The sequence below is a fragment of the Plantactinospora sp. WMMB782 genome (genome assembly GCF_049179135.1).
Taxonomy (GTDB): Bacteria; Actinomycetota; Actinomycetes; order Mycobacteriales; family Micromonosporaceae; genus Plantactinospora.
This window is the reverse complement of sequence record NZ_JBMHMC010000007.1, coordinates 3,124,506-3,149,051: the sequence shown is the minus strand read 5'-3', so window position 1 is coordinate 3,149,051 and position 24,546 is coordinate 3,124,506. Positions and strand designations below refer to the sequence as shown.

At 70.8% G+C, this 24,546-nt stretch carries 18 protein-coding genes; 6 read left to right on the top strand and 12 right to left on the bottom strand.

Annotation, left to right across the window (positions count from 1 at the left end; genetic code table 11):
* Positions 1-99: 99 nt before the first annotated feature.
* Positions 100-1,542, bottom strand: a complete 1,443-nt coding sequence (locus tag ACN28A_RS16430; RefSeq protein WP_421396229.1) for a hypothetical protein — start codon at positions 1,540-1,542, stop codon at positions 100-102.
* 110 nt (positions 1,543-1,652) lie between these two features.
* Positions 1,653-2,954: a peptidoglycan DD-metalloendopeptidase family protein gene (locus tag ACN28A_RS16425; protein ID WP_421396227.1), complete on the bottom strand. Its 1,302-nt coding sequence runs from the start codon at positions 2,952-2,954 to the stop codon at positions 1,653-1,655.
* An 862-nt stretch (positions 2,955-3,816) separates the two neighbouring features.
* Here ACN28A_RS16425 and ACN28A_RS16420 point away from each other — a divergent pair.
* A complete protein-coding gene (locus ACN28A_RS16420; protein WP_421396226.1) occupies positions 3,817-6,726 on the top strand; it encodes an AfsR/SARP family transcriptional regulator in 2,910 nt (969 codons plus the stop codon).
* Positions 6,727-6,898: 172 nt separating this feature from the next.
* Here ACN28A_RS16420 and ACN28A_RS16415 read toward each other — a convergent pair whose 3' ends face one another.
* From ACN28A_RS16415 to cysS, 3 genes are all read right to left on the bottom strand, one after another.
* A complete protein-coding gene (locus ACN28A_RS16415) occupies positions 6,899-7,498 on the bottom strand; it encodes a GNAT family N-acetyltransferase (protein ID WP_421396224.1) in 600 nt (199 codons plus the stop codon).
* Between the two features lie 88 nt (positions 7,499-7,586).
* Entirely contained in the window at positions 7,587-8,759 is a 1,173-nt protein-coding gene (gene rlmB / locus ACN28A_RS16410; RefSeq protein WP_421396222.1) for a 23S rRNA (guanosine(2251)-2'-O)-methyltransferase RlmB, read from the bottom strand.
* Positions 8,759-10,180 (bottom strand): cysteine--tRNA ligase, encoded by a 1,422-nt coding sequence (gene cysS / locus ACN28A_RS16405; RefSeq protein WP_421396220.1) that lies wholly within the window; start codon positions 10,178-10,180, stop codon positions 8,759-8,761. The genes rlmB and cysS overlap by 1 nt, the downstream gene beginning before the upstream one ends.
* Before the next feature lie 116 nt (positions 10,181-10,296).
* Here cysS and ACN28A_RS16400 point away from each other — a divergent pair, with 116 nt between their 5' ends.
* A complete protein-coding gene (locus ACN28A_RS16400) occupies positions 10,297-10,980 on the top strand; it encodes an IclR family transcriptional regulator (protein WP_421404440.1) in 684 nt (227 codons plus the stop codon).
* Positions 10,981-11,090: 110 nt separating this feature from the next.
* Here the strand turns inward: ACN28A_RS16400 and ACN28A_RS16395 are convergent, their stop codons facing one another.
* The 3 genes from ACN28A_RS16395 to ACN28A_RS16385 all read right to left on the bottom strand — a co-directional run bounded on the left by ACN28A_RS16395 (position 11,091) and on the right by ACN28A_RS16385 (position 16,288).
* Positions 11,091-11,783: an HAD family hydrolase gene (locus ACN28A_RS16395; protein ID WP_421396219.1), complete on the bottom strand. Its 693-nt coding sequence runs from the start codon at positions 11,781-11,783 to the stop codon at positions 11,091-11,093.
* Positions 11,784-11,807: 24 nt separating this feature from the next.
* Positions 11,808-13,208 (bottom strand): class II fumarate hydratase, encoded by a 1,401-nt coding sequence (locus tag ACN28A_RS16390; protein WP_421396218.1) that lies wholly within the window; start codon positions 13,206-13,208, stop codon positions 11,808-11,810.
* An 83-nt stretch (positions 13,209-13,291) separates the two neighbouring features.
* Entirely contained in the window at positions 13,292-16,288 is a 2,997-nt protein-coding gene (locus ACN28A_RS16385; RefSeq protein WP_421396216.1) for a BTAD domain-containing putative transcriptional regulator, read from the bottom strand.
* A 243-nt stretch (positions 16,289-16,531) separates the two neighbouring features.
* On the opposite strand from ACN28A_RS16385, the gene ACN28A_RS16380 reads away from it, so the two are divergent.
* From ACN28A_RS16380 to ACN28A_RS16370, 3 genes are all read left to right on the top strand, one after another.
* Positions 16,532-16,786, top strand: coding sequence for a hypothetical protein (locus ACN28A_RS16380; RefSeq protein ID WP_421396215.1), 255 nt, complete (start codon positions 16,532-16,534; stop codon positions 16,784-16,786).
* Between the two features lie 290 nt (positions 16,787-17,076).
* Positions 17,077-17,820 carry an alpha/beta hydrolase gene (locus ACN28A_RS16375; RefSeq protein WP_421396214.1) on the top strand — a complete coding sequence of 248 codons (744 nt, stop codon included), beginning with the start codon at positions 17,077-17,079 and terminating at the stop codon, positions 17,818-17,820.
* Between the two features lie 118 nt (positions 17,821-17,938).
* A complete protein-coding gene (locus tag ACN28A_RS16370; protein WP_421396212.1) occupies positions 17,939-18,373 on the top strand; it encodes a VOC family protein in 435 nt (144 codons plus the stop codon).
* A gap of 153 nt (positions 18,374-18,526) precedes the next feature.
* Here the strand turns inward: ACN28A_RS16370 and ACN28A_RS16365 are convergent, their stop codons facing one another.
* On the bottom strand, positions 18,527-19,537 hold the full coding sequence (locus tag ACN28A_RS16365) for an alpha/beta fold hydrolase (protein WP_421396211.1): 1,011 nt from the start codon (positions 19,535-19,537) through the stop codon (positions 18,527-18,529).
* A gap of 77 nt (positions 19,538-19,614) precedes the next feature.
* Between ACN28A_RS16365 and ACN28A_RS16360 the strand changes: the two genes are divergently transcribed.
* Positions 19,615-20,490, top strand: a complete 876-nt coding sequence (locus ACN28A_RS16360; protein ID WP_421396209.1) for a helix-turn-helix domain-containing protein — start codon at positions 19,615-19,617, stop codon at positions 20,488-20,490.
* A gap of 171 nt (positions 20,491-20,661) precedes the next feature.
* Here ACN28A_RS16360 and ACN28A_RS16355 read toward each other — a convergent pair whose 3' ends face one another.
* The 3 genes from ACN28A_RS16355 to ACN28A_RS16345 all read right to left on the bottom strand — a co-directional run bounded on the left by ACN28A_RS16355 (position 20,662) and on the right by ACN28A_RS16345 (position 24,426).
* Positions 20,662-21,627, bottom strand: a complete 966-nt coding sequence (locus ACN28A_RS16355; protein ID WP_421396208.1) for a hypothetical protein — start codon at positions 21,625-21,627, stop codon at positions 20,662-20,664.
* 170 nt (positions 21,628-21,797) lie between these two features.
* Positions 21,798-22,682 (bottom strand): fructosamine kinase family protein, encoded by an 885-nt coding sequence (locus tag ACN28A_RS16350; protein ID WP_421396206.1) that lies wholly within the window; start codon positions 22,680-22,682, stop codon positions 21,798-21,800.
* A gap of 64 nt (positions 22,683-22,746) precedes the next feature.
* Entirely contained in the window at positions 22,747-24,426 is a 1,680-nt protein-coding gene (locus ACN28A_RS16345; RefSeq protein WP_421396205.1) for a fumarate hydratase, read from the bottom strand.
* Positions 24,427-24,546: the final 120 nt, after the last annotated feature.

Sequence of the window (24,546 nt, the reverse complement as noted above, 5' to 3'; positions counted from 1 at the left end):
GAGCACCTCCCGACCGGGGCCGACGAAGTCCGTACCGGACCGGAGTCAGTCGTTGCCGGGTCGGGACCCGGGCGGGAGGTGCGCACCGACGTCGTTCAGTCAGCCGAGGATGCCGCCGATCAGCTTCCAGTCGCTCCACCGGCTGTCCCACGTCTTCTGGTACACGTAACCGTTCGGACTACGAGCGAAAACGTCGTACTGACCATCGTGGTACGTCACCGCCGGAGTGCCCGCGACAGTCCCACCAAGAGCCTCCCAACCCAACCAACCACCAGAACTCCGCCACGTGTTCTGATGAAGATTGCCACTGGGACTGATCCCGAAGAGGTGGTACTCGCCGTTCGCGTACACCGCACCGAGCCCACCCGCGACAGTACCGCCGATCAGCTTCCAGTCACTCCACCGGCCATCCCACGTCTTCTGGTACACGTAACCATTCGGACTACGAGCGAAAACGTCGTACTGACCATCGTGGTACGTCACCGCCGGAGTGCCCGCGACAGTCCCACCAAGAGCCTCCCAACCCAACCAACCACCAGAACTCCGCCACGTGTTCTGATGAAGATTGCCACTGGGACTGATCCCGAACACGTGATACTCGCCATTCGCGTACACCGCCGCCAGTCCACCCTCGACAACACCACCGAGAGACTTCCAGTCACTCCACCGACCGTTCCACGTCTTCTGATACACGTAACCGTTCGGACTGCGCGCGAAAACGTCGTACTGACCATCGTGGTACGTCACCGCCGGCGTATCGGCAACCGTCCCGCCAAGAGCCTCCCAACCCAGCCAACCAGCAGAACTCCGCCACGTGTTCTGATGAAGATTGCCACTGGGACTCACACCGAACAGGTGATACTCGCCATTCGCGATCACCACCCCAGGACCACCGGGATCGATCCCGGGTTGCTCGGAGCCGGACCAGAGCGCGCTGACGATACGCTGCGCGTCGGCCGCTTCCGGCTGATAGTAGCTCGGGTACGCCGACACCTGTACGGCCTGGCACACCTCGCCGATCGGCGCGGTCGCCCACGAATTGTTCGGGTACACCCGGAGCATCTTGTCCAGGAATGCGTTGGTCGCCCAGCCGGGGTTCAGCCGTTGGGCCCTGGTGCCCCAGGAGGCGCGCTGCTGGAACAGGCCGAGACTGTCGTGGTCGACCTCCTCGCTGATGTTCTGGATGGTGCTCTCCACGATTGTGGTCGTGATGGCGATGACCGCGGCGCGCGACGCCAGGCCACGATCCCGGACAGCCTTGACGACCATCCGGGCACAGGAGACGCGGTACGCGGTCATCGCGCCGGCCATCCTGCCCGTCAGTTGTCGGTTCAACTCGGTCGCGACCGCACTGTCAGCCGCGGTGGTGCCATTGGGGTCGCACGCCACCGTCGCCCACTGGACGCCGAAGTCAGCGGAGAGCGGAACGGCCGGACCCGGTGCGCCGACCGCCGGTGCGCCGATCGCCGGTGCGCCGAGGGTGCCTGACAGCGCGACGGAGATCAGTACGGCGAGGCTGGCGCGCAGCAGTGTTCGTCTCATCGATTGCTCCTGTTCTCGGACATGCCGGGTGACCGGGCCGCCTGTCCGGGGGCTTGGGCAGGCGGCCCGGTGAGGGGTCGTCGGAATCGGTTTGGCTCGTCAGACCGGCATCAGCCGAGAATGCCGCCGATCAGCTTCCAGTCGCTCCACCGGCTGTCCCACGTCTTCTGATACACGTAACCGTTCGGACTACGCGCGAAGACGTCGTACTGACCATCGTGGTACGTCACCGCCGGAGTGCCCGCGACAGTCCCGCCAAGAGCCTCCCAACCCAACCAACCAGCAGAACTCCGCCACGTGTTCTGATGAAGATTGCCACTGGGACTGATCCCGAACAGGTGGTACTCGCCGTTCGCGTACACCGCACCGAGCCCACCCGCGACAGTACCGCCGATCAGCTTCCAGTCACTCCACCGACCATCCCACGTCTTCTGGTACACGTAACCGTTCGGACTACGCGCGAAAACGTCGTACTGACCATCGTGGTACGTCACCGCCGGAGTGCCGACAACCGTCCCACCGAGAGCCTCCCAACCCAACCAACCACCAGAACTCCGCCACGTGTTCTGATGGAGATTGCCACTGGGACTGATCCCGAACAGGTGGTACTCACCATTCGCGTAGACGGCCGCCAGGCCACCCTCGATATTGCCGCCGATCAGCTTCCAGTCACTCCACCGGCCGTCCCACGTCTTCTGGTACACGTAACCGTTCGGACTACGCGCGAAAACGTCGTACTGACCATCGTGGTACGTCACCGCCGGCGTGTCGGCGACAGTCCCGCCAAGAGCCTCCCAACCCAACCATCCAGCAGAACTCCGCCACGTGTTCTGATGAAGATTGCCACTGGGACTCACACCGAACAGGTGATACTCACCATTCGCGATCACCACCCCAGGACCACCAGGATCGCCCTCGGCCGCGTTCTCGCAGTTCCGGCTGGTCCGGTAGACGCTGTACTCGGAGTTGTCGTGCGTGATGCCGGACGGCGCGCCGTTGAACCAGGACTCCACCTTGGCGCCGTCCCGCCGCTGCTCGTAGTGCAGGTGCGGAGCACTGGAGTTGCCGGTGCTGCCGACCCGTCCGAGTTGCTGCCCACGGGCGACCTGCTGACCGGTGCGGACCTGCGGTGTCTCCAGCATGTGCAGGTAGAGCGTCTCCCAGCCGTTGCCGTGATTGATCTTGACGTAGTTGCCGCCACCGGAGTCCCATCCCGCGAACGAGACGGTGCCGGCGTACGACGCGAGGATCGGTCTACCGTTTGTGGTCCCGGTTGTCGCCCACATGTCGATGTCGTAGTCGTCGTGACCGACGTAGGTGGAGAGTCGCCACGTCTCCCCACATGCGACGGGGAGCTGGAACAGGGGCCGGGGACCGGCCGCCCGCGCATTGTCGACGTCGACACCGATCACAGCCGCGGACGACAGCATCGTCAGCGCGCCGAGCGCGGCGGCCAGGAGTCTGGGGCTCCGCCTGCTGATTGGCATACGGATTTTTCTCCAATACATTCGAGGGGTCTTTTTTCCGAGAGGTCTCCGTGAAGCACGGATTTCAGTTGCCACCTGCGGGGCCAATTGCCACCCCGGGCGTTTCGTGAATGCTCAGGTTGGGCTTCACCTGATGGGCGATGACGGGCTCGGTCGCCGAGGACCCGACCGTGGTCGCCCCGACCTGCACAGCGCCGCCGAGAGACAGGGCGACAGCAGCGATGACGGCAGGCCGCAAAATCTGCGGACGTACCAGCCTTGGACCGTAATGACTCACTAAATCCTCAATCTGATCTTCGCCTGAACGGATGCCGGACGCTTCTCGTCACGGGGGATACCGCCCGCAATCTGCTGCCGGTCGTTTGCGGAACGCGCGTGCCGGACTTCGCGAGTTCCGCACAGGCACCGAGAACCCCCTCTCCATCGATGACGTCAGAGGCTAGGGAGTGACCGCATATTTTTGCGCATAGAGATGGAGATGCTTCTCTGTCCCATGAGGCATTTCCGCAGGCTGGCGGAAGTCCGGGGTAGCAGCCGGCGAGGTGGCCACCCGCGTCCGAGAGGATCCGGAAAGCACGGTCAGGCGTCGTTTAGTGACCGTCTCATCACCATCGGTGATCGGCCGTCATTCGCCACCGCTGCCCGGGAAGAGATCGCAGCCACCGCCGGACCAGGACGCCACGGCTCCGCAACGTCCGGTGCGGCTCCGCCCTCCTCGACTTGAGGATTGCAGGAGCAGGGCAGCGGGGCTAAATTCGCCATGTCGTCTGGGAATCGGGGGCCCAAGATGCGGCTGGAAGTTCGTGTCATCGGACCGCTCACCGTGCGGCGAGCGGGTGTCGCCCTTTCGGCGGGCCCGCCCAAACAACGGGCGCTGCTCGCGCTGTTGCTGCTCTATCGCAGGCAGACCCTCTCACGGGATCAAATCGTCGACGAGCTGTGGGGCAGCGGTCCTCCGCCGTCGGCGATCGCCAATCTGCGCAGCTATCTCACGAACGTCCGGCGGCTGCTGGCTCCGGAGGGGAGAATCACCTGTCGGGCCGGGCGGTACCAGCTCCTACTGGACCGGGCGCATTTCGACGTCGACATCGACCTCGACCGGCTGACGGAGCTGGCCGACCGGCGTCGCTCGGTCCAGGAGGTCGAGACCCTCGGGACGGAATCCACAGCCGCGCTCGTGCTGTGCCGGGACGAACCGCTCGAGGACGTACCGGCCGGTCGGCTGCTCGGCGCCGCGCGAGACCGGCTGCTCGGCCAACAGCTGGCCGTGGTCGAGAACTTGTTCGCCGCCAGGCTCGCCGCCGGCGAGGGTCCGGCGCTGGCAGGTCCGCTCCGGGAGCATCTCGCGACCCACCCGCTGCACGAAGCGGCCTGGGCCCAGCTCGCGGAGGCCCTCCACCAGGGCGGCGACACATCCCAGGCCCTGGCGGCGCTCGCCGACGCGCGCCGGGCACTCCGGGAAGGTCTGGGCGTCGAGCCCGGCCCTCGACTGCGGCAACTACAACAGGACGTACTGCACCGCCGCCCCGCTGCCCCGGCCCGCGGTGCCAGCCGTCGGGCGCCCGTACCCCGGCAGCTCCCACCCGACGAGCCTGCCTTCACCGGCCGCCGGCACGAACTCGACTTGCTCCGCGACATCGCCAGCCGGCCACCGGCGACCGTGGCGCTGCACGGCGCTCCCGGAGTGGGAAAGTCGACACTGGCTCTTCGCATCGCCCACCAGCTCGCCGCCCGCTTTCCCGACGGCCAGCTGTACATCGACCTGCAGGGCGCGACGCCTGACACCCGCCCGCTGTCGCCGCTGGACGCGCTGGGCCGGCTGCTGCGGGCGTTCGGGATCGGCGACGACATCCCGGCCGCCGTCGACGAGGCCGCGGCGCTGTTCCGGTCGATCACGGCGGACCGCCAGGTGCTTGTCATCCTCGACAACGCCCTGGACAGTGCGCAGATCCGGGCACTGCTGCCGGCCGGTAGCGGCTGCACCACCCTGGTCACCTGCCGGCGCCCTCTACTGCTGCCGGGGATGACGGCGCAACTGCCACTGGACCGACTCCCCGACGACGAAGCCGTGCAGCTGCTCCGGGCCTACGCCGGCACGCGTCGCGGCGACCTGGGCCAGGACGAGGCGGAAGGCATCAGCGAACTCTGCGAACGACTCCCGCTCGCGCTCTGCCTCGCTGGGACGCGATTGGCGCACCGGCCGGACCTGACCACGTCGACCCTGGCCGCCCGACTGGCCGACGAGCGGTACCGGCTCGACGAGCTGCGCCACGGCGACGTGGCCATCCGCTCCAGCCTCGCGGTCGGCTATTTCGCCCTGGCCGAGTCGGAGTCCGAGTCCGAACAACTGGCGGCGCGGGCCTTCCGGGCGATCGGTAAACTGCACCTGACGGACTTCGATCCGATGCTTGTCGCGGTCATCCTCGAGGTGCCCACCGAGCGGGCGACGCACGTCGTGGACTGCCTGGTGGGGACGCACCTGGCGATCCCACGGGGCAACGGTCGCTACCGGATGCACGACATGGTCCGGCTCTACGCCACCGAGCTGCCCTTCGACGAGCCGGAGCACGTGCTCCACCGCGTCCTACGACACCTGCTCAGTACGGCCCGCCTCGCCGGTAACCTGTTGCGGCCGCAGCGCGACCGCCTCGCCGAGACACCCTTCCTGGGCTCCACCGGTGCCGAGGCAACGTCGCTGGCCGGTCCCGAGGATGCGGTCAGATGGATCGAGTCCGAACGGGCCAACCTGCTCTCCCTGGCCGCGCAGGCTGCGGACCATGCCCGCGAGGTGGGCCGGTTCGCAAATCTGATCCACCTGGCCCTCAACGGCTACCTTACGAAACGCCACTACCACGACGTGGAGCGGCGGCTGTGCGAGTTGAGCCTCGAGGTGGCGCAGCGTGACGGTGACGAGACGGGCGAGATGCGTTCGCTGACGAGCCTGGCCCGGATAGACGCCTACGACGGACGGTTCGACGAGGCCAAACACCGATACGAACGCGCCTTCGCCATCAACCAACGGCTCGGCGACCACGGCGGTGAGGCGATCCTCCGGCTCAACGTCGGGCTCACGCACCACTTCGCCCGGGAGCCGGATCTGGCGATCGAGCAGTTCAACGCCGCGTTGACGCTGGCCGACCACCTTCCCAATGGCGACGCCTTCCGCGGTGTCGTGCTGTTGAACCTCGGTGAGGTGTACACCTGCCTCGGCGACTGGAAGACCGCTTCGGTGGCACTTCGGGAGAGCGACAACTACCGGCTCGCCGTCGGTGATCCCGCCGGCCGGGCGTTGACGCTGGTGTCGCTCGGCCTGACGCTCACCGTTCTCGACCAGCTCGACGACGCGGACCAGCACTTCGACGCGGGCCTCGAACTCTGCGAGCGCACCGGCAACACGACCGACGAGGTACACGCCCGGATCGGCCGGGCCGCCCTGCGGCTCCTACAGGACCGGGCCGCCGAGGCGACGGCCGAGGCGCGGCGCGCCAGCGAAACCGGGGCGCGATCCGGTTATTCCGCCGGTGAGGCGGCCGCGCTACGGCTGCTCGGTCACATCGAACGCAGGACCGGAAACGTGGCCGCAGCCCGGGATTACGAGGAGGCCAGCGCCGCCTGCTATGCGCGGCGTGGAACGGTACGTGACGGGATCGTGGAGGCGTACCTGGACACCATGATCATGAGATGGCCGGATAGCTGAGCACGGCCGGCGGCAGGAACCGACCGCCTCCACCGCCGCGCCGAGTACGGCGGCCAGCAGGTCCACTATGGACATCTCCGGTCACCGAGGAGTACGTGGCCCGGGCCAGCCATGACCTGACCCGCCATGAACCGAGTCCTCCACCGAGCGACGGGTTGCCCGGCCCTGCATGTTACGGGGCAGGCACACCGCCGCCGGTGCACGGACGGCGGCGGCGAGGGTTACCGCGCGGGGTGGCCATGCGCAGGTGCAGGTGCCCGTCCCGGGGGAAGGGCGGCCGGGCCGGAAGCGTCCGGGCGTACCGGTAGCCGGTCTTGTCGGCGACCCGGCAGGACGCAGGATTGTCAACCTGGTGCAGCAACGCCAGCCGGTCCACGCCCAAACTGTCGAACGCCCAGCCGCTGAGCACGTCGAGCGCCCGGGAAGCGACCCCACGGCCCCGGGCGTACGCCGCCGTCCAGTAGCCGACCTCGCGCGACCCGACAACCTTGCCGGACGTCTTCACCACCACGTTGCCCAGCAACCGGTCCGGGCCGTCCGGCTGCTCCGACAGGACCGCGAAGCTGAGCCGACTGCCGTCCGCCCAGCCGTCCCGCTGCACCGCCAGCCAACGCAGCGCGTCCTCCGGACTCTCCACCGGAAGCCTCGTCCACCGTCGCAACGTCGGATCACGGTACGCCTCGACCAGCGGCTCGGCGTCCGCGCTGTTCCAGGGCCGCAGCAGCAGGGCCGGGACTGATGGTGTCCGCTCCGCCCGCAGTACGACGGCCACTCAGCTGCCCTCCACCACCAGGGTCCACCTGGTCGCTCGCAATGCTGGGCGCGGAAAGGCGCCGGTCAGCCGGTCAGGTGGCGCCGGGTCAGGCCGCCAGGCGGCGCCGGGAGACCTCGGCGAGCGCCACCGCCGCCGCCACGCTGGCGTTGAGCGACTCGACCTCGGAGACCATCGGAATGCTGACCCGCAGGTCACAGGTGGTGCCGACCAGCCGGGACAGGCCGCGTCCCTCCGAGCCGACCACCACCACCAGCGGGCCGACCGCCACCTCCAGGTCGTACAGGTCGGTCTCGCCGTCGGCGTCCAGCCCGACAACGACGAACCCTTCCTGCTGAGCCAGCTTGATCGCCCGGGTCAGGTTCGTCACCTGGCTGACCGGTACCCGGGCCGCCGCGCCGGCACTGGTCCGCCAGGCGGTCGCGGTGATGCCTGCGGCCCGCCGCTCGGGTACGAAGACACCCTGCGCGCCGAAGGCCGCCGCCGAACGGATCACCGCACCGAGGTTGCGCGGGTCGGTGACCCCGTCGAGCGCGACAAGCAGCGGCGACGGCTGTTCGAGCGCCATCGCCAGCAGGTCCTCGAACGGCTCGTAGGCGAAGGGCGGCACCTGCACGCCGATGCCCTGGTGCAGCACCCCGCCGGTCATCCGGTCCAGCTCGGCCCGGCTGACCTCCATGATCGCGATGCCCCGGTCGGCGGCGGTCCGGACCGCCTCGTTCACCCGGTCGTCGATGTCGATGCCCTGCGCCACGTAGAGCGCGGTCGCCGGCACCTGCGCACGGAGCGCCTCCACCACCGGGTTGCGCCCGACCAGCAGCTCGGCCGCCTCCCGCCCGGGAGCCGAACGGCGGCCCGGCGCGACCCGGGGACCCCCCGGGCGCGGCGCCGGCTTGCCACCGGTACGCCCGGCGCCCCGACCGGCGCTCGCCGCACCTCGACCGGCGCTCACCGACGACCTGCGGCCACCCTTCTTCGTGCCGGCACCGCCGGCACCCCAGGTGGTGTCCTTGGTCCCCGGTACGCCGACCTTCGGCGCCCGGCCCTCCTCGGCGGCGGCCCGGCGCTCCTTGGCCTGTTTCCACGCGGTCCGCTGCGGCACCTGCTCGGTGCCGGAGTACGCCTTGTGCCAGGGGCGCTCGTCGGCCGGCAGGGTCTTGCCCCGGCCCTTGAGCGCGTCCCGGTTCTTGCCTCCGGAGCCCGTGGTGGCGCCCTTCCTGGCGGTGACCCGACGACCCTTCCGGGCCGAGTTTCCGGGCATCAGTCCTGTTCTCCGATCGTCCAACGCGGCCCGTGCGGGGTGTCCTCGACCACCACGCCCGCGTGCTTGAGCTGGTCGCGCACCGAGTCGGCGGCGGCCCAGTCCCTTCGGCCCCGGGCCTGTGCCCGCTGCTCCAGGGCCAGCGCCACCAGCGAGTCGACCACCGACCGCAGCTCCCCATCCTGCCCGTTCGTGCTCCAGGCGGTGTCGAGGGGGTCGAGGCCGAGCACGTCGAGCATCGCCCGCACCGCGGCCAGCGCCGCCCCGGTCCCGGCGTCGTCCCCGCCGGCGAGCGCGATCTGGCCGTCCCGGACCGAGTCGTGCAGCACCGCGACCGCGGCCGAGGTGTTGAGGTCGTCGTCCAGGGCGGCACCGAACTCGGCCGGCAGTTCGCCGAGTGTGCCCGCACCGACCCGTTCCGCAGCCCGGCGGACGAAGCCCTCGACCCGGCGGTACGCCACCGCCGACTCGCGCAACGACTCGTCCGAGTAGTCGATCCGGGACCGGTAGTGCGGGGCGACCAGGTAGTAGCGCAGCTCGACCGGGCGGACCCCGATCGAGGAGACGTGGTCCAGGTCGACGACGTTCCCCAGCGACTTGCTCATCTTGGCCTCGCCGAGGTTGAGCAGCCCGTGGTGCACCCAGTACCGGACGAAGGGCAGCCCGGCGGCCCGGGACTGGGCCTGCTCGTTCTCGTGGTGCGGGAAGGTCAGGTCGAGCCCGCCACCGTGGATGTCGAACTCGGCGCCGAGATAGCGCCAGCACATCGCCGAGCACTCGATGTGCCAGCCGGGGCGGCCCGCCCCCCACGGCGACGGCCAGGCGGCGTCGGCCGGCTCGCCCGGCTTGACACCCTTCCAGAGCGCGAAGTCGTTGGCGTCCCGCTTGCCCCGTTCGGCCGCCTCGTCGGCGATCTGCGTCTGCGTCGCCTCCGGCCGCTGACCGGACAGGTCGCCGTAGTCGGGGTAGGACCGGACGTCGAACCAGACGTCACCGGAGTCGTCGTCGGCGACGTACGCGTGCCCGGCTTCGAGCAGCTTGGTGATCAGCTCGTGCATCTCCGGGACGTGCCCGGTCGCCCTCGGCTCGTAGGTCGGCGGCAGCACGTTGAGGCTGCGGTACGCCGCACCGAGCAGCACCTCGTTGACGTAGGCGATCGACCAGAACGGGCGACCCTGCTCGACCGCCTTGACCAGGATCTTGTCGTCCACGTCGGTGATGTTGCGGATGAAGGTCACCTCGAAGCCGCTGCGCAGCAGCCAGCGCCGCAGCACGTCGTAGTTGACCCCGCCCCGCAGGTGGCCGATGTGCGGCGGAGACTGGACGGTGAGGCCACACAGGTAGATCCCCGCCCTGCCGGCGTGCAGGGGGACGAAGTCCCGCACCGATCGGGTGGCGGTGTCGTAGAGGCGTAGCGTCACCGTACAAGGGTACCGGCCGATGTCTGCCGGGGCTCACCGCGCGACCGCCGCCGGGACGCCTCGGGCCGTGGCCGTCTGCCACGTCGACCGGGACCGGCCGTACGCTGCGTGGTGTGGTGAGGGTGGCGGGCGGTGCGGCGGCCGGCCGGGCGGCGGAGCCCGCCGGCCGGGCCGGCGAGACGGCGCAGACCCTGGACCGGGGACTTCGGCTGCTGCACCTGGTCGCGGAGGCGCCCGGCGGGCTGACCGTGACCGAGGCGGCCGCCCGGTTGGGCGTCGGCCGGGCGGTGGTCTACCGGCTGCTCGGCGCGCTCACCGAACACGGGCTGGTCCGCCGGGACGAGGCCAACCGGCTGCGACTCGGTGCGGGCCTGCTGCACCTGGCCCGCCGGGCGCAACCGCTGATCGCCGACGGTGCACTGCCGGCGCTGCGCCGGCTGGCCGAGCAGACCGGGGCGACCGCGCACCTGACCGTGGTCGACGGCGCCGAGGGGGTTGCGCTGGCGGTGGTCGAGCCGAGCTGGACGGCGTTCCACGTCGCGTACCGGACCGGCTCCCGGCATCCGCTCGGCCGGGGCGCGGCCGGGCGGGCGATCCTGGCCGGGCGGCAGGGCCGGGCCGACCCGGTCGCGAGCAGCGGCGAACTTCAGTCCGGCGCCTACGGGGTGGCCGCACCCGTGCTCGGCGTGCCCGGCCTGGAGGCCAGCGTCGGCGTGGTCGCCCTGGCCCCGCTCGACCTGGCCAGGACCGGCGCCCAGGTCCGCACCGCCGCCACCGAGATCGCCGCCGCCCTCGCCTGACCCGGACCCGCTCTCCCGAGCGGGAAGATCACGCTACTTCCGGGAAAGAGTGGCCTCGTCCGCGCCGGAGGCCACTCTTTCCCGGATCGAGCACGAGCTCGCACCGCGCCCTACGGCGCCCGGCGCCAGGTGTGCAGCACGGCGGGTAGGTCCGCCAGGGAGTGGATCTCGGCGTCGGGGCGCAGGTTGGGCGGGCGGGGCAGGCCGGCGCGGTTCAGCCAGACCGCACGCAGGCCGGCCGCCTGGGCCGCCGCGACGTCCTTGGCCGGGGAGTCGCCGACGTGCACCACCGACGCGGGTGGCGTCCCGGCCGCCGCCAGCACCGCCGCGTAGAACGCCGGGGAGGGCTTCTTCGGTACGCCGTCCAGGTGCGCATAGACCTCGAAGGCGAACCCGGCACCGGCCAGCCCGCACCGGTCCACCCGGCTGTTGCCGTTCGTGGCGAACCCGAGGGTGTACGCCCGGCTCAGCCGGCCGAGCACCGGCAGGGTGTCCGGGAAGGGCCGGGTCAGCGCGAAGCGCCGGGCGAAGAACAGCTCGGCGATCGGGTCCAGCTCGGCGGTCAGCCCGACCCGGGCAAGCGACCGGCTCAGCGCCGCCCGGCGTATCTCGGTGACCGGTGCGGCGGCGTGCTCGGCGAAGACGGCGTCCCAGTCCCCCTCGATCTCGGCCAGCGTGACGTCCTGCGCGGCCGGGGCGAGCCGCCGCATCTCGGCCAGTACGGCGACCAACCCGGCGGTGACCGCCGGCCGCAGGTCGACAAGGGTCTCGTCGGCATCGAAGACCACCGTGCGGATGTCCACCCGTAAAGGGTAGGTGCGAGGGTGTCAGGGGTGGGTCATCCGGAGTACGTCGAGGGCCTGGTCGAGCTGCTCGGCGGTGAGCCGGCCCGCCTCGACGTGGCCCCGGGCGAGCACCACCTCGCGGATCGACAGCTCCTTGGCCAGCGCCTCCTTGGCGATCGAGGCCGCCTCGTCGTAGCCGAGGTAGCGGTTGAGCGGGGTGACGACCGACGGCGACCCCTCGGCGTACGCCAGGGCCACGTCGACGTTCGCGACCAGCCCGACCACGCAGCGGTCGGCGAAGAGCCGGCTGGCGTTGGCGAGCAGCCGGATCGACTCCAGTACGTTGCGGGCCAGCACCGGCAGCATCACGTTCAGTTCGAAGTCGCCCTGCGAGCCGGCGAAGCCGACGGTGGCGTCGTTGCCGATCACCTGGGCGCAGACCTGTCGGACCGCCTCGCAGACCACCGGGTTCACCTTGCCCGGCATGATCGACGAGCCGGGTTGCAGGTCCGGGATCTGGAGTTCGCGGAGCCCGGCCCGGGGGCCGGAACCCATCCAGCGGATATCGTTCGCGATCTTGTAGAGGCCGACCGCGACGGTGCGGAGCTGACCGGAGACCTCGACCAGGCCGTCCCGGGCGCCCTGCGCCTCGAAGTGGTTGCGCGCCTCGGCCAGCGGCAGCCCGGTCATCTCGCGCAGCTTCTCGATCACCTTCGGGGCGAAGCCGGCCGGGGTGTTGATCCCGGTGCCGACGGCGGTGCCGCCGAGCGGCAGTTCGGCGAGCCGGGGCAGGCAGCTCTCCAACCGCTCGATGCCGTACTGGAGCTGGGTGGCGTACCCGGAGAACTCCTGGCCCATCGTCACCGGGGTGGCGTCCATCAGGTGGGTACGCCCCGCCTTCACCACCTCGGCGAACTCGTCCACCTTGGACTCGAGCGCGAACTCCAGGTGCCGCAGCGCCGGCAGCAGGTCGTGCACGACCGCGTGGGTGGCGGCCAGGTGGATCGAGGACGGGAAGACGTCGTTGCTGGACTGGGCGGCGTTCACGTCGTCGTTCGGGTGCACCTCGCGGCCCAGCTCCCGGGCGGCCAGGGTGGCGATCACCTCGTTGGCGTTCATGTTCGAGGAGGTGCCGGAGCCGGTCTGGAAGACGTCGATCGGGAACTGGTCGTCGTAGCCGCCGTCGGCGACGTGCGCCGCCGCCGTGGCGATCGCCCGGGCCACCTGCTCGTCGATCACCCCCAGTTCGGCGTTCACCATCGCCGCGGCACCCTTGATCTGGGCCAGCGCCCGGATGTGCGCCGGTTCGAGCCCGCGTCCGGAGATCGGGAAGTTCTGCACCGCCCGCTGCGTCTGGGCCCGCCACAGCGCGTCGACGGGCACCTCCACCTCGCCCATCGTGTCGCGTTCGATCCGGTAGCCGGCCGCCTCTGGTGTGGTCACGTCCTCCATCCTGCCCCGCACCCGGCCGCCCCGCAGATGATCGCCATCACCCCGGCCGGCGCGGGGGGGCGGGTGCCGGGGACTCAGCCCAGGTCCTGTAGGGCCCGCCGGACCTCGTGCTGGTCCGGGGAGTTGACCGAGATCAGCAGGGCCAGCGCGCGGGTCCAGTACGAGCGGGCGGCGGCCGGGTCGGTGTCCCGCAGGCAGCGGGCCAGCCCGTCCAGCGCGCGGGCCTGCTCGTACGGCATCTGGATCTTCGTGGCGCCGAGCAGGGCCTGCCGGTGCAGCTCCAGCGCGGCGGCGGTGTCGCCGAGTTCGAGCATCGCCCGCCCGAGGAGGTTGCCGGCCGCGCACTCGCCGGCCCGGTCACCGGCATCCCGCATCGCGGCCAGCGCCTCCCGGTGCCGCTGCGCCGCCGCCTCGGGCCGGCCGCGCTGCCGCTCGATGCTGCCGAGCTCGTTGAGCAGGTCCGCGACGGCGAACTGGTTGCCCCGGGCCTGCTGGATGCGCAGCGCCACGGACATGTAGCGCAGTGCCCGGTCGCGTTGGCCCAGCCGCCCGTAGACCCCGCCGATGGTGCCGAGAGTGTCCGCCACCAGGGCGATCTTGCCGATCTGGCGGGCCATGAAGAGCCGGTTCCGCAGCACCCGCAGCGCGTCCGGGTAGCGGCCGACGAAGAGGTAGACGCTGCCCAGGTTGGTGAGCGCGTTCGGCATCGCGTGCCAGCCCGGGGTCTGCCGGGCCAGCGCCAGCCCGAGTTCGAGGTAGTGCACAGCCTCACCGGTCCGGCCGAGCATCATCAGCGGCAGGCCGAGGTTCACCGTCGCCACCGACCGGCCGGCGGTGTCGCCGAGCCGCTCCCAGATGGCGATCACCACCCGCAGCGACTCCACCGAACGCTGGTACTCGCCGAGCCGGAAGTACGCCGAGGTGAGGTAGTTGTGCATGATCGCGATTCCGGCGTCGTCGCCGAGCGCCTCGGCCGCCCGCAGCCCGTCGGTGTGCGTCTGGATCAGCTCGTCCAGGTGGCCGCCGAGGAAGAGCTGCCGCCAGTTCGCCCGGGCGAGCTGCCAGGCGTACCGGTGCTGGCCCTGCTGGACCGCGAGGTGGACCAGCGCGACCAGGTTGCGCCGCTCCGCCTCCAACCAGTCCCGACCCTCCCGGGCGGCGGCGACGACCAGGTCGGGGCGGGCCGGCTGCCCGGGTACGGCCATCCGCAGGTTTCCGGTCGGTTCGAGGACCTGGCTCACCGAGGCGGCGGTGTGCAGGTAGTAGTCGAGCAGCCCCTGCAACGCCTGCCGCCGCTCCGGCTCGCCGCCGACCACGGTGACCAGTTCGTTCGCGTACTCCCGGATCAGGTCGTGCAGCCGGAACCGCTCGGCGTCCAGCTCGTCGACCAGGTGCGCGTCGACAAGTTCGTCGAGGTGTTCCCGGACCACCCCGAGCGGCAGCTCGGTCAGCGCGGCAGCGGCGAAGTGGTCGAACTGCACCCCGGGATGTATCCCGAGCAGCCGGAACGTCCGCTGCACCGGTTGCGGCAACTGGGCGTACGACAGCGCGAAGGCGTCGGCCAGGGTGCGGTGCTCGACGGCGAACTCGGCGAGTACCGGCCGGTCGGCGTCGCCGAGTCGCTGGGCGAGGTCGGCGACCCGCCAGCGCGCCCGGTGGGCCAGCCGGGCACCGGCGAGCCGGATCGCCAGCGGCAGGTAGCCGCAGCGCCGGACCACCTCCTCGGCCGCCGCCGGCTCGGTCCGGACCCGGTCCGGCCCGACGATCCGGGCCAGCAGGTCGACCGCCTCGGCCGGTTCCAGCACGGTCAGCGACTGCGCGCGTACCCCGTCCAGGCCGACCAGCCGGCGCCGGCTGGTGACCACGGTCAGGCAGCCGGGCGCGGCCGGCAGCAGCGGGCTGACCTGGGCGGTACTCGCCGCGTTGTCGAGCACCAGCAGCACCCGCCGGCTGGCCAACTCGGTGCGCCACAGGGCCAGCCGGTCGTCCAGGTCGGCCGGGATCCGCTCCCCCGGTACGCCGAGCTGGCGCAGCAGCGTGCCGACCGCCGCACCTGTCGGCAGCGGGCTGTTCAGGCTGTGTCCGTGCAGGTCGACGAAGAGGTGCGCGTCCGGGTACGCGGCACCGAGCGCCGTCGCCAGGTGTACGGCCAGCGCCGTCTTGCCGCTGCCCGGCATGCCGTCGATGACGTAGACGGCCGAGTAGTTCGGCCCGGCCTCGTCGATCTCCTTGCGCAGCCGGGCGATGGTCTCGTGCCGGCCGGTGAAGTCCTCGATCGCCCGGGGCAGCGCCCGGACCGGCGACCGGGGCGAGGGCTCCTCGTCGGCCGGCCCGACCTCACCGGCGAGTACCCGTCGATGGATCTCCCGCAGCGCCGGCCCCGGCTCGATGCCCAGCTCGCCGGAGAGGATCTCCCGGCCGGTCCGGAACACCGCGAGTGCCTCGGCCCGGCGGCCGATGTCCGCGAGCGCGAGCATCAGTTGGCCGCGGAGCCGCTCGCGCAGCGGATGCCGCTCCACCAGGTCGGTCAGCTCGGCGATCAGGTCGCCACCGCGCCCGCCGAGCCGCAGCTCGATCTCGAAGCCGTCCTCCATCGCCAGCATCCGCTGCTCGTCCAGCGAGGCGGCACCCCGACGGACCGCCGTACCGGTGATCCCGGCCAGCGCCGGGCCGCGCCAGAGCGCCAGGGCGGCCCGGTAACCTTCGCGGGCCTCCGGCCAGTTCTGCTCGGCGGCGGCGGTGCGCGCCCCGGCGACCAGCCGCTCGAAGACGTGCGCGTCCAGGTCGTCCGGCCCGAGCGCGATCCGGTAGCCGGCCGGCCCGGTCACGATCGTCTCGCCGGGCACCCCGGCGGCGGCGAGCAGCCGGCGCAGCCGGGAGACGCAGGTCTGCAACTGCCCCCGCGCGGTGACCGGCGGATCGGCGTCCCACACCGCGTCGACGAGTTCGTCGACGGGCACCACCTGAGGGGCATGCAGAAGTAGCACCGCCAGGACGACTCTGTCCCGACCGGCGGTCACCGTCGTCTCGCCACCGCTCACCTGGAGCGGCCCAAGGATCCCGAACCGCATGCCAGCTCCTGACCGAGGTCGCATCCGGCAGCAGAGTAACCCGTCAATCACGCGCAGCAGAATCGAGTTGAGAGCGGGCTGGCAGTGGAACGAGAGTGCCACCCCGCAAACTGTGCGGTGGGACGCACGACAACAGGTGAGACACATCGACGGGGGCGGTGCGTCCGCCGGCCCGTGGGGGCGACGGACGCACCGTGTCGGAGCAGCGGTTTCGCCGCCATCCACACCTGAGGAGACGCCAGCATGGACGCCTCTGCAAGACCCGAGCGGTCCCGGCCGGTGCCGGCCGCCGGGGACGTGTTGCAGTTCGATGAATCCGACTACTGCTACGGAACCGGCCCGCTCGTGCTCCGGGTCACCGGGGTCGGCGTGGACCTTGGCCGGTATCCGGGGCTCGAGTGGCTGTCGCTGCGCGGCGTGGAGCTGCGTGGGGACGGCAGTGCCGGACCCGAACGGCAGGTGCTGGTTCGCACCAGCGCCTTGTCCCGCATCGGCTGATCAGCCCACCAGCGCGCCGCATCGACAGCGCACCGGCGCAGCAGCGCGCGGGCTGAACAGCGCACCAGCGTCGTCCGCCGGTCAACGTCGCCCGGCGGCCAACGCCGACAATGACGGCGTACTTGATCATGATGGTCTGCGGTGACCCGGGTCATATTGCGGCGCCCGGATCGATGGCTAGCCTTCCTGAAGCGTCGCGTGCCGGTGGCGGACGGATCGTCAGGCATGGAGGCGTGGGAGCGAGAGGTGGCACTGCCATCTTGGCAACGCAGGCAACAATTTCGGAACGCATGACGGTTTACCCGGCCGACGATCGTTTCACCGGTCCCCGGCCGGCCGTACTGGTCCTCCCCGGCGGCCGTTTCCGGGAACTTCCACCGCACGAGGGTGAAGGCTACGCCCGCTGGCTCTCCAGTATCGGGCTACACGCTTTCGTACTCGAATATCGGCTGCTACCCCACCGGTTTCCCGCACCGTTGCAGGACGCCCGGGCCGGGCTGGACCACATCAGGAACGGAGCCCACGGACTCGACGTCGGCAGCGTCGGCGTCATCGGTTCCAGCGCTGGCGGGCAACTGGCGGGCCTGCTGATGACCGGTACGGTCCTGTCGATAGAGAACGACGTCGCCGACCCACCGCGTCCAGACTTCGCGATCCTGGCGTACGCCCTGGCCGACCTGGATCTGCTGCCTCCACAGGTGGTCGAGGGACTGCTGGGCGACCTCTCCTTCCTCAAGGACGAACTGTCGCCCGCCAAGCACGTGGACTCGACGGTGTGCCCGACGTTCGTCTGGGCGGCCGCCCAGGATCCGCCGGGCCTTCCCAACGCGCTGGAATGGGCACGCGTTCTCGCCCGGGCCGAGGTGCCGGTCGAACTCCACATCTACCCGCGCGGTGGACACGGAATAGGTCTCGCCGACGGGATCGAGTACGGCGGCCAGAGCCATGTCTTCATCGCTCACAACGCTCACACGGCGACCTGGACCGACGCGTGCGAGGTGTGGCTGCGGGACGAGGGCTTCCTGGAACCCTGACCGGCGGCCGGGAGGGTGCGGGGTCCGGCCGACGGCGGTTGTCCCGGTCACGGCCGCGGGCGTTTTCGCTGGACGGGCCCGTGCAGACGACGCAGGACCCCACCCCTATCGTGGACCCATGGCATCGGTAAGGCAGGTTCAGGTCACCTTCGACTGCGCGGAACCCGAGCGCGTCGCCCGCTTCTGGTGCGAGGTGCTCGGGTACGTCGTACCGCCACCACCGCAGGGGCACGCCAGTTGGGGCGACTACGAACGCACGCTGCCGGCCGAGCAGCAGGGTGCCTGGCTCGCCTGCGTCGATCCATCGGGTGTCGGCCCGCGGCTGTACTTCCAGCGCGTCCCCGAGGGCAAGGTCGTCAAGAACCGGGTGCATCTCGACGTACGGGTCGGCGTCGGGCTGGTGGGCGAGGAACGCCTGGCCGTCCTCGAAGCCGAGTGCGCCCGACTGGTCGCGCTCGGCGCGGTACGCGAGCGGCTACTCGCCGCCGACGGCGACAACGAGTCGTGCATCGTGATGCGGGACGTCGAGGGCAACGAGTTCTGCCTCGACTGAGTGACCCGCACGAACCCGCGAGCCGCCCCCAACAGCCTGCGACGGATGATGATCTCGGACATCACGGGGTAGATCGTCGCTGGGGCGTGCGAGTTCAGTTGGCGGGTCGCCAGGGTGCACGGAGCCGCATAAGAACTTGCGATGTCGGGTGCTTCACCGTCCGCCTGTCACGGCCTTGGTGAAGCTGAGGAGAAGCCCGGTCGTACGCGAAGGATCCTCGACCATTGGTGAGTGGCCGACACCGGACATGACCTCGACTTTCGCGCCCGTGACGGCGTGGTACGACGCCGCTGACGAGGAGCGCCACCTCTGGTCGAGCTCGCCGAAGATGACCAGCAGTGGTTTGCCGAGGCTCGTGAGCCGATCCGGAAGTGGTCGCTCGCTCAGATAGTCGTCGGACGCCCGCGAGGTTGCCGTGAGCGCGTGGTAGGTCAGGCTTCGCGTGTCGTCGACGAGCTGCTGCGGGACGTCGAAGCCTGGCGCGAACGCGCTGCTCAAGCCTCGGCGCAGAATCCCGTCGGTCCGAAGCCGCCACAGCAGTTGACCCAGCACGGGGACGAAGATGAGCTGACCCACCGGTCCGTCCGAGATGAAGGCGTCCAGCCGAGGTCCGGTGTTGACGAGCACGAGTGCGCCGACCAGATCGCTGCGATGCTCGGCGAGCGCGGTGGCGACGTAGCCGCCGGTGGAGTGGCCGATCACTGTGGCGTGTGCGATGCCGAGCTGTTCCAGTGCCTGCCCGACGAGGCGTCCTTGCTGTGGGACGGTATAACCGCCGCCAGCCGGTTTGGCGGACCGGCCATGTCCGAGCAGGTCGATTCGGATGACCCGGTAGGACCTGGCCAGCGTCGGGACCATGGGACTCCACCACTCGGTCGAGGCACCGAGCCCGTGGATCAGCACGAGTGCCGGAGCGTCACGGGGTCCGTCCTGGCGGACGTGGATGTCGCCGCCGTCGAGACGCAGGGTCGGGTCTCCGGTGGCGGGGGCGGTCTCCCAGTTCACCATTGCGGTGTTCGCCAGGAGCAGTCCGACGACCGTGAGCAGGGTTGTCGAGGCGATGACGCGGCGTCGGCGGCGCGCGCGACCCTCGCGCGGCTGCTTGTCGGACGAACGCGGGTCAGCCTCGTCGAGCGGAATGCCGGGGCCTGGCGACGACGTCATGAACCCACTGTCGTCGCCTTGCGGCGCCGCTGGATTGAACAAATGTTCCGGACGATCGACCCGGGTAGCATCCGGTAATGCGTTCCACCGTTCCCGGACGTGGCGACGCCACCCTCTGGAAGGTGACCCGCCCCGCCCGGCCGAGCCGGATGGCCGGGGTCAGCATGGCCGGATTTCGTGATCGCGGCGTTACCGCGGCCGGTCAGCGGGTGATCCCACATCCGGCGGTGACGCTTGCCCTGGAGTTCGGCTCCGGTCCGCTCATCGTGGACGATGCCGCAGGGCGACAACAACGGGGAAGTCTCGTCGCCGGGCTCGGCTTCGGATCGGACGCGCTCTGGGTGCGCGGCGAGAATTTCGAGGCCGTGCAGGTACGCCTGTCCCCGATCATTAGTCACGCCATCCTGGGTATGCCGCCGGGCGACCTGAACGCTGCCGTGGTGACCCTGGACGACGTGTGGGGGCGACAGGCGTCGCAGGTGCGTGAGCAGCTGCGCGACGCCCCGTCGTGGCATGCACGGTTCACGGTGGTCGACGCGTTGCTCGCCGACAGGTGGCAGGCTGGGTCGCGTTCCGCAAGATCATCCGTCGATCCGGAGGTGTCCTGGGCCTGGAAGCGGATCCTCGTCAGTCGTGGCCGAGCCCGGGTCGATCGGCTGGCGGCCGAGGTCGGCTGGAGTCGCAGGCGTTTGTGGCGCCGGTTCCACTCGCAGATCGGCGCGGCGCCCAAACGCGCCGCGAAGCTGATCCGCTTCGACCACGCCATCCACCGCCTGGTCGCGGGTGAACATCCAGCCCGGGTCGCCGCCGATTGCGGCTATTCCGACCAGTCCCACCTGCATCGCGACGTAGTGGCGTTCACCGGATCGACCCCGGCGACGGCAGTCGGTCAACCATGGCTGGCAGTTGACGACCTCGCCTGGCCCGATCGCCCGCCGCCGGCTGCACCGTGACGACGTCGCGCGTCCCGGCCGCACGGAGGCGCTCCAGCAACAACGGCGCCCCGCTCGAACATGGCATCCACGACTGCCCGGACGCATGGCCGCCGTCGCGCGACGGCTCGGCTCGGGGTGCCCGGTTCGCCTGCGTCGATCTGCCTCGATTCAGTGACCCCACCCGAAGGATCAGCTCCGCTCATCGACCAGCTGCGGGCACGGGGGCCGGGTGAGTGCGAAGTACGACGCGGCGGCCACCAACAACCCCACGCCCCACAACGTGTACCCGCCCATCTCCAGCAGCAGGCGCAGCGGCGGGCCGGCCAGGTCACCGCGGATCCAGGCGGTCGTCCCGGCGATGCCGAAGTAGGCGGTCAGGCTCGACCCGATGAACAGGCCGGTGCCGAGTACCAGCCACCGGGGCACCGCCCGACCGCGCAACGGCCCCGTCCAGGCCGGCCAGAGCCGGCCCCAGCGGTGTGCCAGTGCCAGCGGCAGCAGTGTGCCGGCCAGGCCCATCAGCACCATGAACACCACCATCGCGCTCCACGAGAGACCGTTGGCCCGGCTCGCCTCGGACGGCCATCGCCCGGCGATCGTGTCCACGAGCCACACGCTCAGCCGGGCCGCGAACCCGGCGACAGCGAGGTAGGCGCCGGCGAAGGCCCAGCCGGGTGCCTGCGCCGCCCGGCTCTCCGGTGACCTGCCGTGCACCCGCCCGCACCACTGACAGAACTGCGCGGCCGACCTCCACTCGCCGGCGGCGACGACGAGGCAGAGGAGGCCGCCGGCGGCGCCGCTGCCGGTCGCCAGCAGACTGGCGACGCTGCCAGCCCGGGGACCCTCGAACAGCAGCGACACCACGAGCACCGGGAACAGGAACGAGTACACGCACAGGGCGGCGCCCGCGACGGCGTTGAGCACCGCCACCGCGTACCGGCCGGTGCCGTTCACCTGCTGACGGGCGGTGACTGCGGCGCAGAGGCATCCTGCCGCCGCGACAACGCCGAGTACCACCGGAAGCCACCCGCCGGAAAAGTAGGATTCGCGACCGTCGAGGAACCGCGGCCCACCGCCGACCGCCCACCACGCGTGGACCAGGGCGTACGCGATCTGCCACACCGCCGCGACGACCCGGAACCGTCCATGGGACATCACGACCCGGCACACCGGGGTCGCGGTTCCGCGTCATGCCGGGTACGCACCCGGCGTAGCGGTGTGCCACCGTCGAGCCGTCCAGATCTGTTCACGTCGCTCACGGTAGGAACGCGGGACTCCGGCCACCTCCCACCGAGGAGGGAACGCCCTCCCCTCCAGGGGTCAGTTCAGGCCCGGGTCCGGAAGGGAGCGAGGGTGGCCCGGATCTGGTCGGCCGCGCCCCAGTCGTCGTCGAACTGGGCGAGTACGGCGAGATGCTGTCGCAGCTGGATGATGGGCATGCGGGACCGCCAGTCGTCGTCCAGGGCGGTCAACTCCGCGTAGACCTCGAAGAACCGGTGCGCCTCGGGCGGCGGCGCGGTGGTCCAGAGGTGCGCGAGGTCGACCTCGGCCCACATGTAGGACACCGCCGGGTCGATGACTGCCGGTTGCCCGTCCGGGGTGGCCAGCACGTTCTGTGCCCACAGGTCGCCGTGCGTCAGGCAGGCCGGCCGGTCCGGCAGCAGCTCGGGCAGCCGGTGACAGAGCCGTTCCAGCGCCGCCCGGTCGGCGGAGTCGAGTGCCGCGTCGACGCGGGGCTGCCCGAGCCACCGGAGCAGCCGGTGCCGCGCGAAGAACGCGAAGCCGTCGTCGTCCCAGGTGTTGACCTGCCGGCGGCGGCCGAGCCAGTTGTCGCGGTGCCAGCCGAAGCGCGGCTGGGTGGTGCTGGTGTGCAGCCGGGCGAGCGCCTGCGCGAACCGCTCCCAGAACGTCCCGCTGGCCGGCCTCGGCCGCAGCACCGACAGCACCAGCAGTTCCCGGTCCGCCAGGATCACCTCGGGGGTCGCCATGCCGCCGAGGTCGCGCAGCGCGGCCAGCCCCTCGGCCTCGGCGACGAAGACGTCGTCGGCCGGGGCCTCGGCGAACGCCTTGACGAACACCGGTGGCGCGTCCCGGCGGGTGGCTGTGCCCGCGAGCGCCGCGAGTCCACCCGCCGCCGGCTCGACCGTGACGACATCGCGCATCCCGGCGGCACGGAGACGCTCCAGCAGCAACGGCGCCGAGCTTGTCACGGGCGGCCCTCCCTGCCCGGGTGCCGACGGCGCCGTCCGGCTGTGGACGGCGCGCCGTGCGAGGTCAGGAGCGGGCGCCGATCTGGAGCAGGTTCCTCGGGCGGGTCACCTCGGCGAAGAAGTCGTTGCCCTTGTCGTCCACCACGATGAAGGCCGGGAAGTCCACCACCTCGATCTTCCAGATCGCCTCCATGCCGAGTTCCGGGTATTCCAGCACCTCGACGTGCTTGATGCAGTCCTGCGCCAGCCGGGCCGCCGGGCCGCCGATGGAGCCGAGATAGAAGCCGCCGTACTGCTGGCAGGAGTTGGTCACCTGGTCGGACCGGTTGCCCTTGGCCAGCATCACGTACGAGCCACCGGCGGCCTGGAACTTCTGCACGTACGCGTCCATCCGGCCGGCGGTGGTCGGGCCGAACGAGCCGGAGGCGTACCCCTCGGGGGTCTTCGCCGGTCCGGCGTAGTAGACGGCGTGGTCGCGCAGGTACCCGGGCATCGGCTCGCCCGCGTCCAGCCGCTCGGCGATCTTGGCGTGCGCGATGTCCCGGGCGACCACCAGCGGGCCGGTCAGGGAGAGCCGGGTCTTCACCGGGTACTTCGACAGTTCGGCCCGGATGGAGTCCATCGGCCGGTTGAGGTCCACCCGGACCACCTCGGCACCCTCGTCGAGCTGAGCGTCGGTGACGTCCGGCAGGAACCGGGCCGGGTCGGTCTCCAGCCGTTCCAGCCAGACGCCGGACGGGGTGATCTTGCCCATCGCCTGCCGGTCGGCGGAGCAGGAGACGGCGATCGCGACCGGGCAGGAGGCGCCGTGCCGGGGCAGCCGGACCACGCGTACGTCGTGGCAGAAGTAGCGCCCGCCGAACTGCGCGCCGATGCCGAACTGCCGGGTCAGCTCCAGCACCTCGGCCTCCAGCTCCAGGTCCCGGAAGCCGTGCGCCAGCATCGAGCCGGCGGTGGGCAGGTTGTCGAGGTATTTCGCGGAGGCGAGCTTGGCGGTCTTCAGGGCGTACTCGGCTGAGGTGCCGCCGATGACCACGGCCAGGTGGTACGGCGGGCAGGCCGAGGTGCCGATCAGCCGCAGTTTCTCCTCCAGGAACTGCATCATCCGCTTCGGATTGAGCAGCGCCTTCGTCTCCTGGTAGAGGTAGGACTTGTTCGCCGAGCCGCCCCCCTTGGCCATGAAGAGAAACTTGTACGCGTCCGGGTGCCCGTCCGGGTCCTCGGCGTAGACCTCCACCTGGGCCGGCAGGTTGCTGCCGGTGTTCCGCTCCTCCCAGGTGGTCAACGGAGCGAGCTGGGAGTACCGCAGGTTCAGCCGGGTGTACGCCTGGTAGACGCCCCGGGAGACCGCCTCGTCGTCGGCCCCGTCGGTGAGTACGTGCCGGCCCCGCTTGCCGAGCACGATCGCCGTACCGGTGTCCTGGCACATCGGCAGCACCCCACCGGCGGCGATGTTCGCGTTGCGCAGCAGGTCCAGCGCGACGAACCGGTCGTTCGGCGACGCCGCCGGATCGTCGATGATGGCGCGCAGCTGGGCGAGGTGCGCCGGCCGCAGGTAGTGCGCGATGTCGTGCATCGCCTCGGCGGTCAGCGCGGTCAGCGCGCCGGGCTCCACGGTCAGGAAGCGACGGCCGCCCGGCCCGTGCACGACGTCGACGCCCTCGTCGGTGACCAGGCGGTATTCGGTCTGGTCGGCGCCCACGGGCAACAGGGGAGAGTACGAGAACGGCGCGCCACTGCTCATAGCCGGCAAGCCTAGGCCAGCCCGCCGGGCCCGGCCCACCCGCCGGTCCACCCTGCGATGCCGCTCTCACCCGGCCCGCCCGGCCGCACCGGCCCAGCTCGGCGACGACGCCGGTCGACG

Excerpts from the sequence above, each read along its gene's own strand:
- ACN28A_RS16375 (WP_421396214.1), top strand. The coding sequence starts at position 17,077 with ATGACGGTTTACCCGGCCGACGATCGTTTCACCGGTCCCCGGCCGGCC.
- ACN28A_RS16430 (WP_421396229.1), bottom strand. The coding sequence starts at position 1,542 with ATGAGACGAACACTGCTGCGCGCCAGCCTCGCCGTACTGATCTCCGTC.
- ACN28A_RS16380 (WP_421396215.1), top strand. The coding sequence starts at position 16,532 with ATGGACGCCTCTGCAAGACCCGAGCGGTCCCGGCCGGTGCCGGCCGCC.
- ACN28A_RS16355 (WP_421396208.1), bottom strand. The coding sequence starts at position 21,627 with ATGTCCCATGGACGGTTCCGGGTCGTCGCGGCGGTGTGGCAGATCGCG.
- ACN28A_RS16420 (WP_421396226.1), top strand. The coding sequence starts at position 3,817 with ATGCGGCTGGAAGTTCGTGTCATCGGACCGCTCACCGTGCGGCGAGCG.
- ACN28A_RS16370 (WP_421396212.1), top strand. The coding sequence starts at position 17,939 with ATGGCATCGGTAAGGCAGGTTCAGGTCACCTTCGACTGCGCGGAACCC.
- ACN28A_RS16365 (WP_421396211.1), bottom strand. The coding sequence starts at position 19,537 with ATGACGTCGTCGCCAGGCCCCGGCATTCCGCTCGACGAGGCTGACCCG.
- rlmB (WP_421396222.1), bottom strand. The coding sequence starts at position 8,759 with ATGCCCGGAAACTCGGCCCGGAAGGGTCGTCGGGTCACCGCCAGGAAG.
- ACN28A_RS16360 (WP_421396209.1), top strand. The coding sequence starts at position 19,615 with ATGCGTTCCACCGTTCCCGGACGTGGCGACGCCACCCTCTGGAAGGTG.
- ACN28A_RS16385 (WP_421396216.1), bottom strand. The coding sequence starts at position 16,288 with ATGCGGTTCGGGATCCTTGGGCCGCTCCAGGTGAGCGGTGGCGAGACG.
- ACN28A_RS16345 (WP_421396205.1), bottom strand. The coding sequence starts at position 24,426 with ATGAGCAGTGGCGCGCCGTTCTCGTACTCTCCCCTGTTGCCCGTGGGC.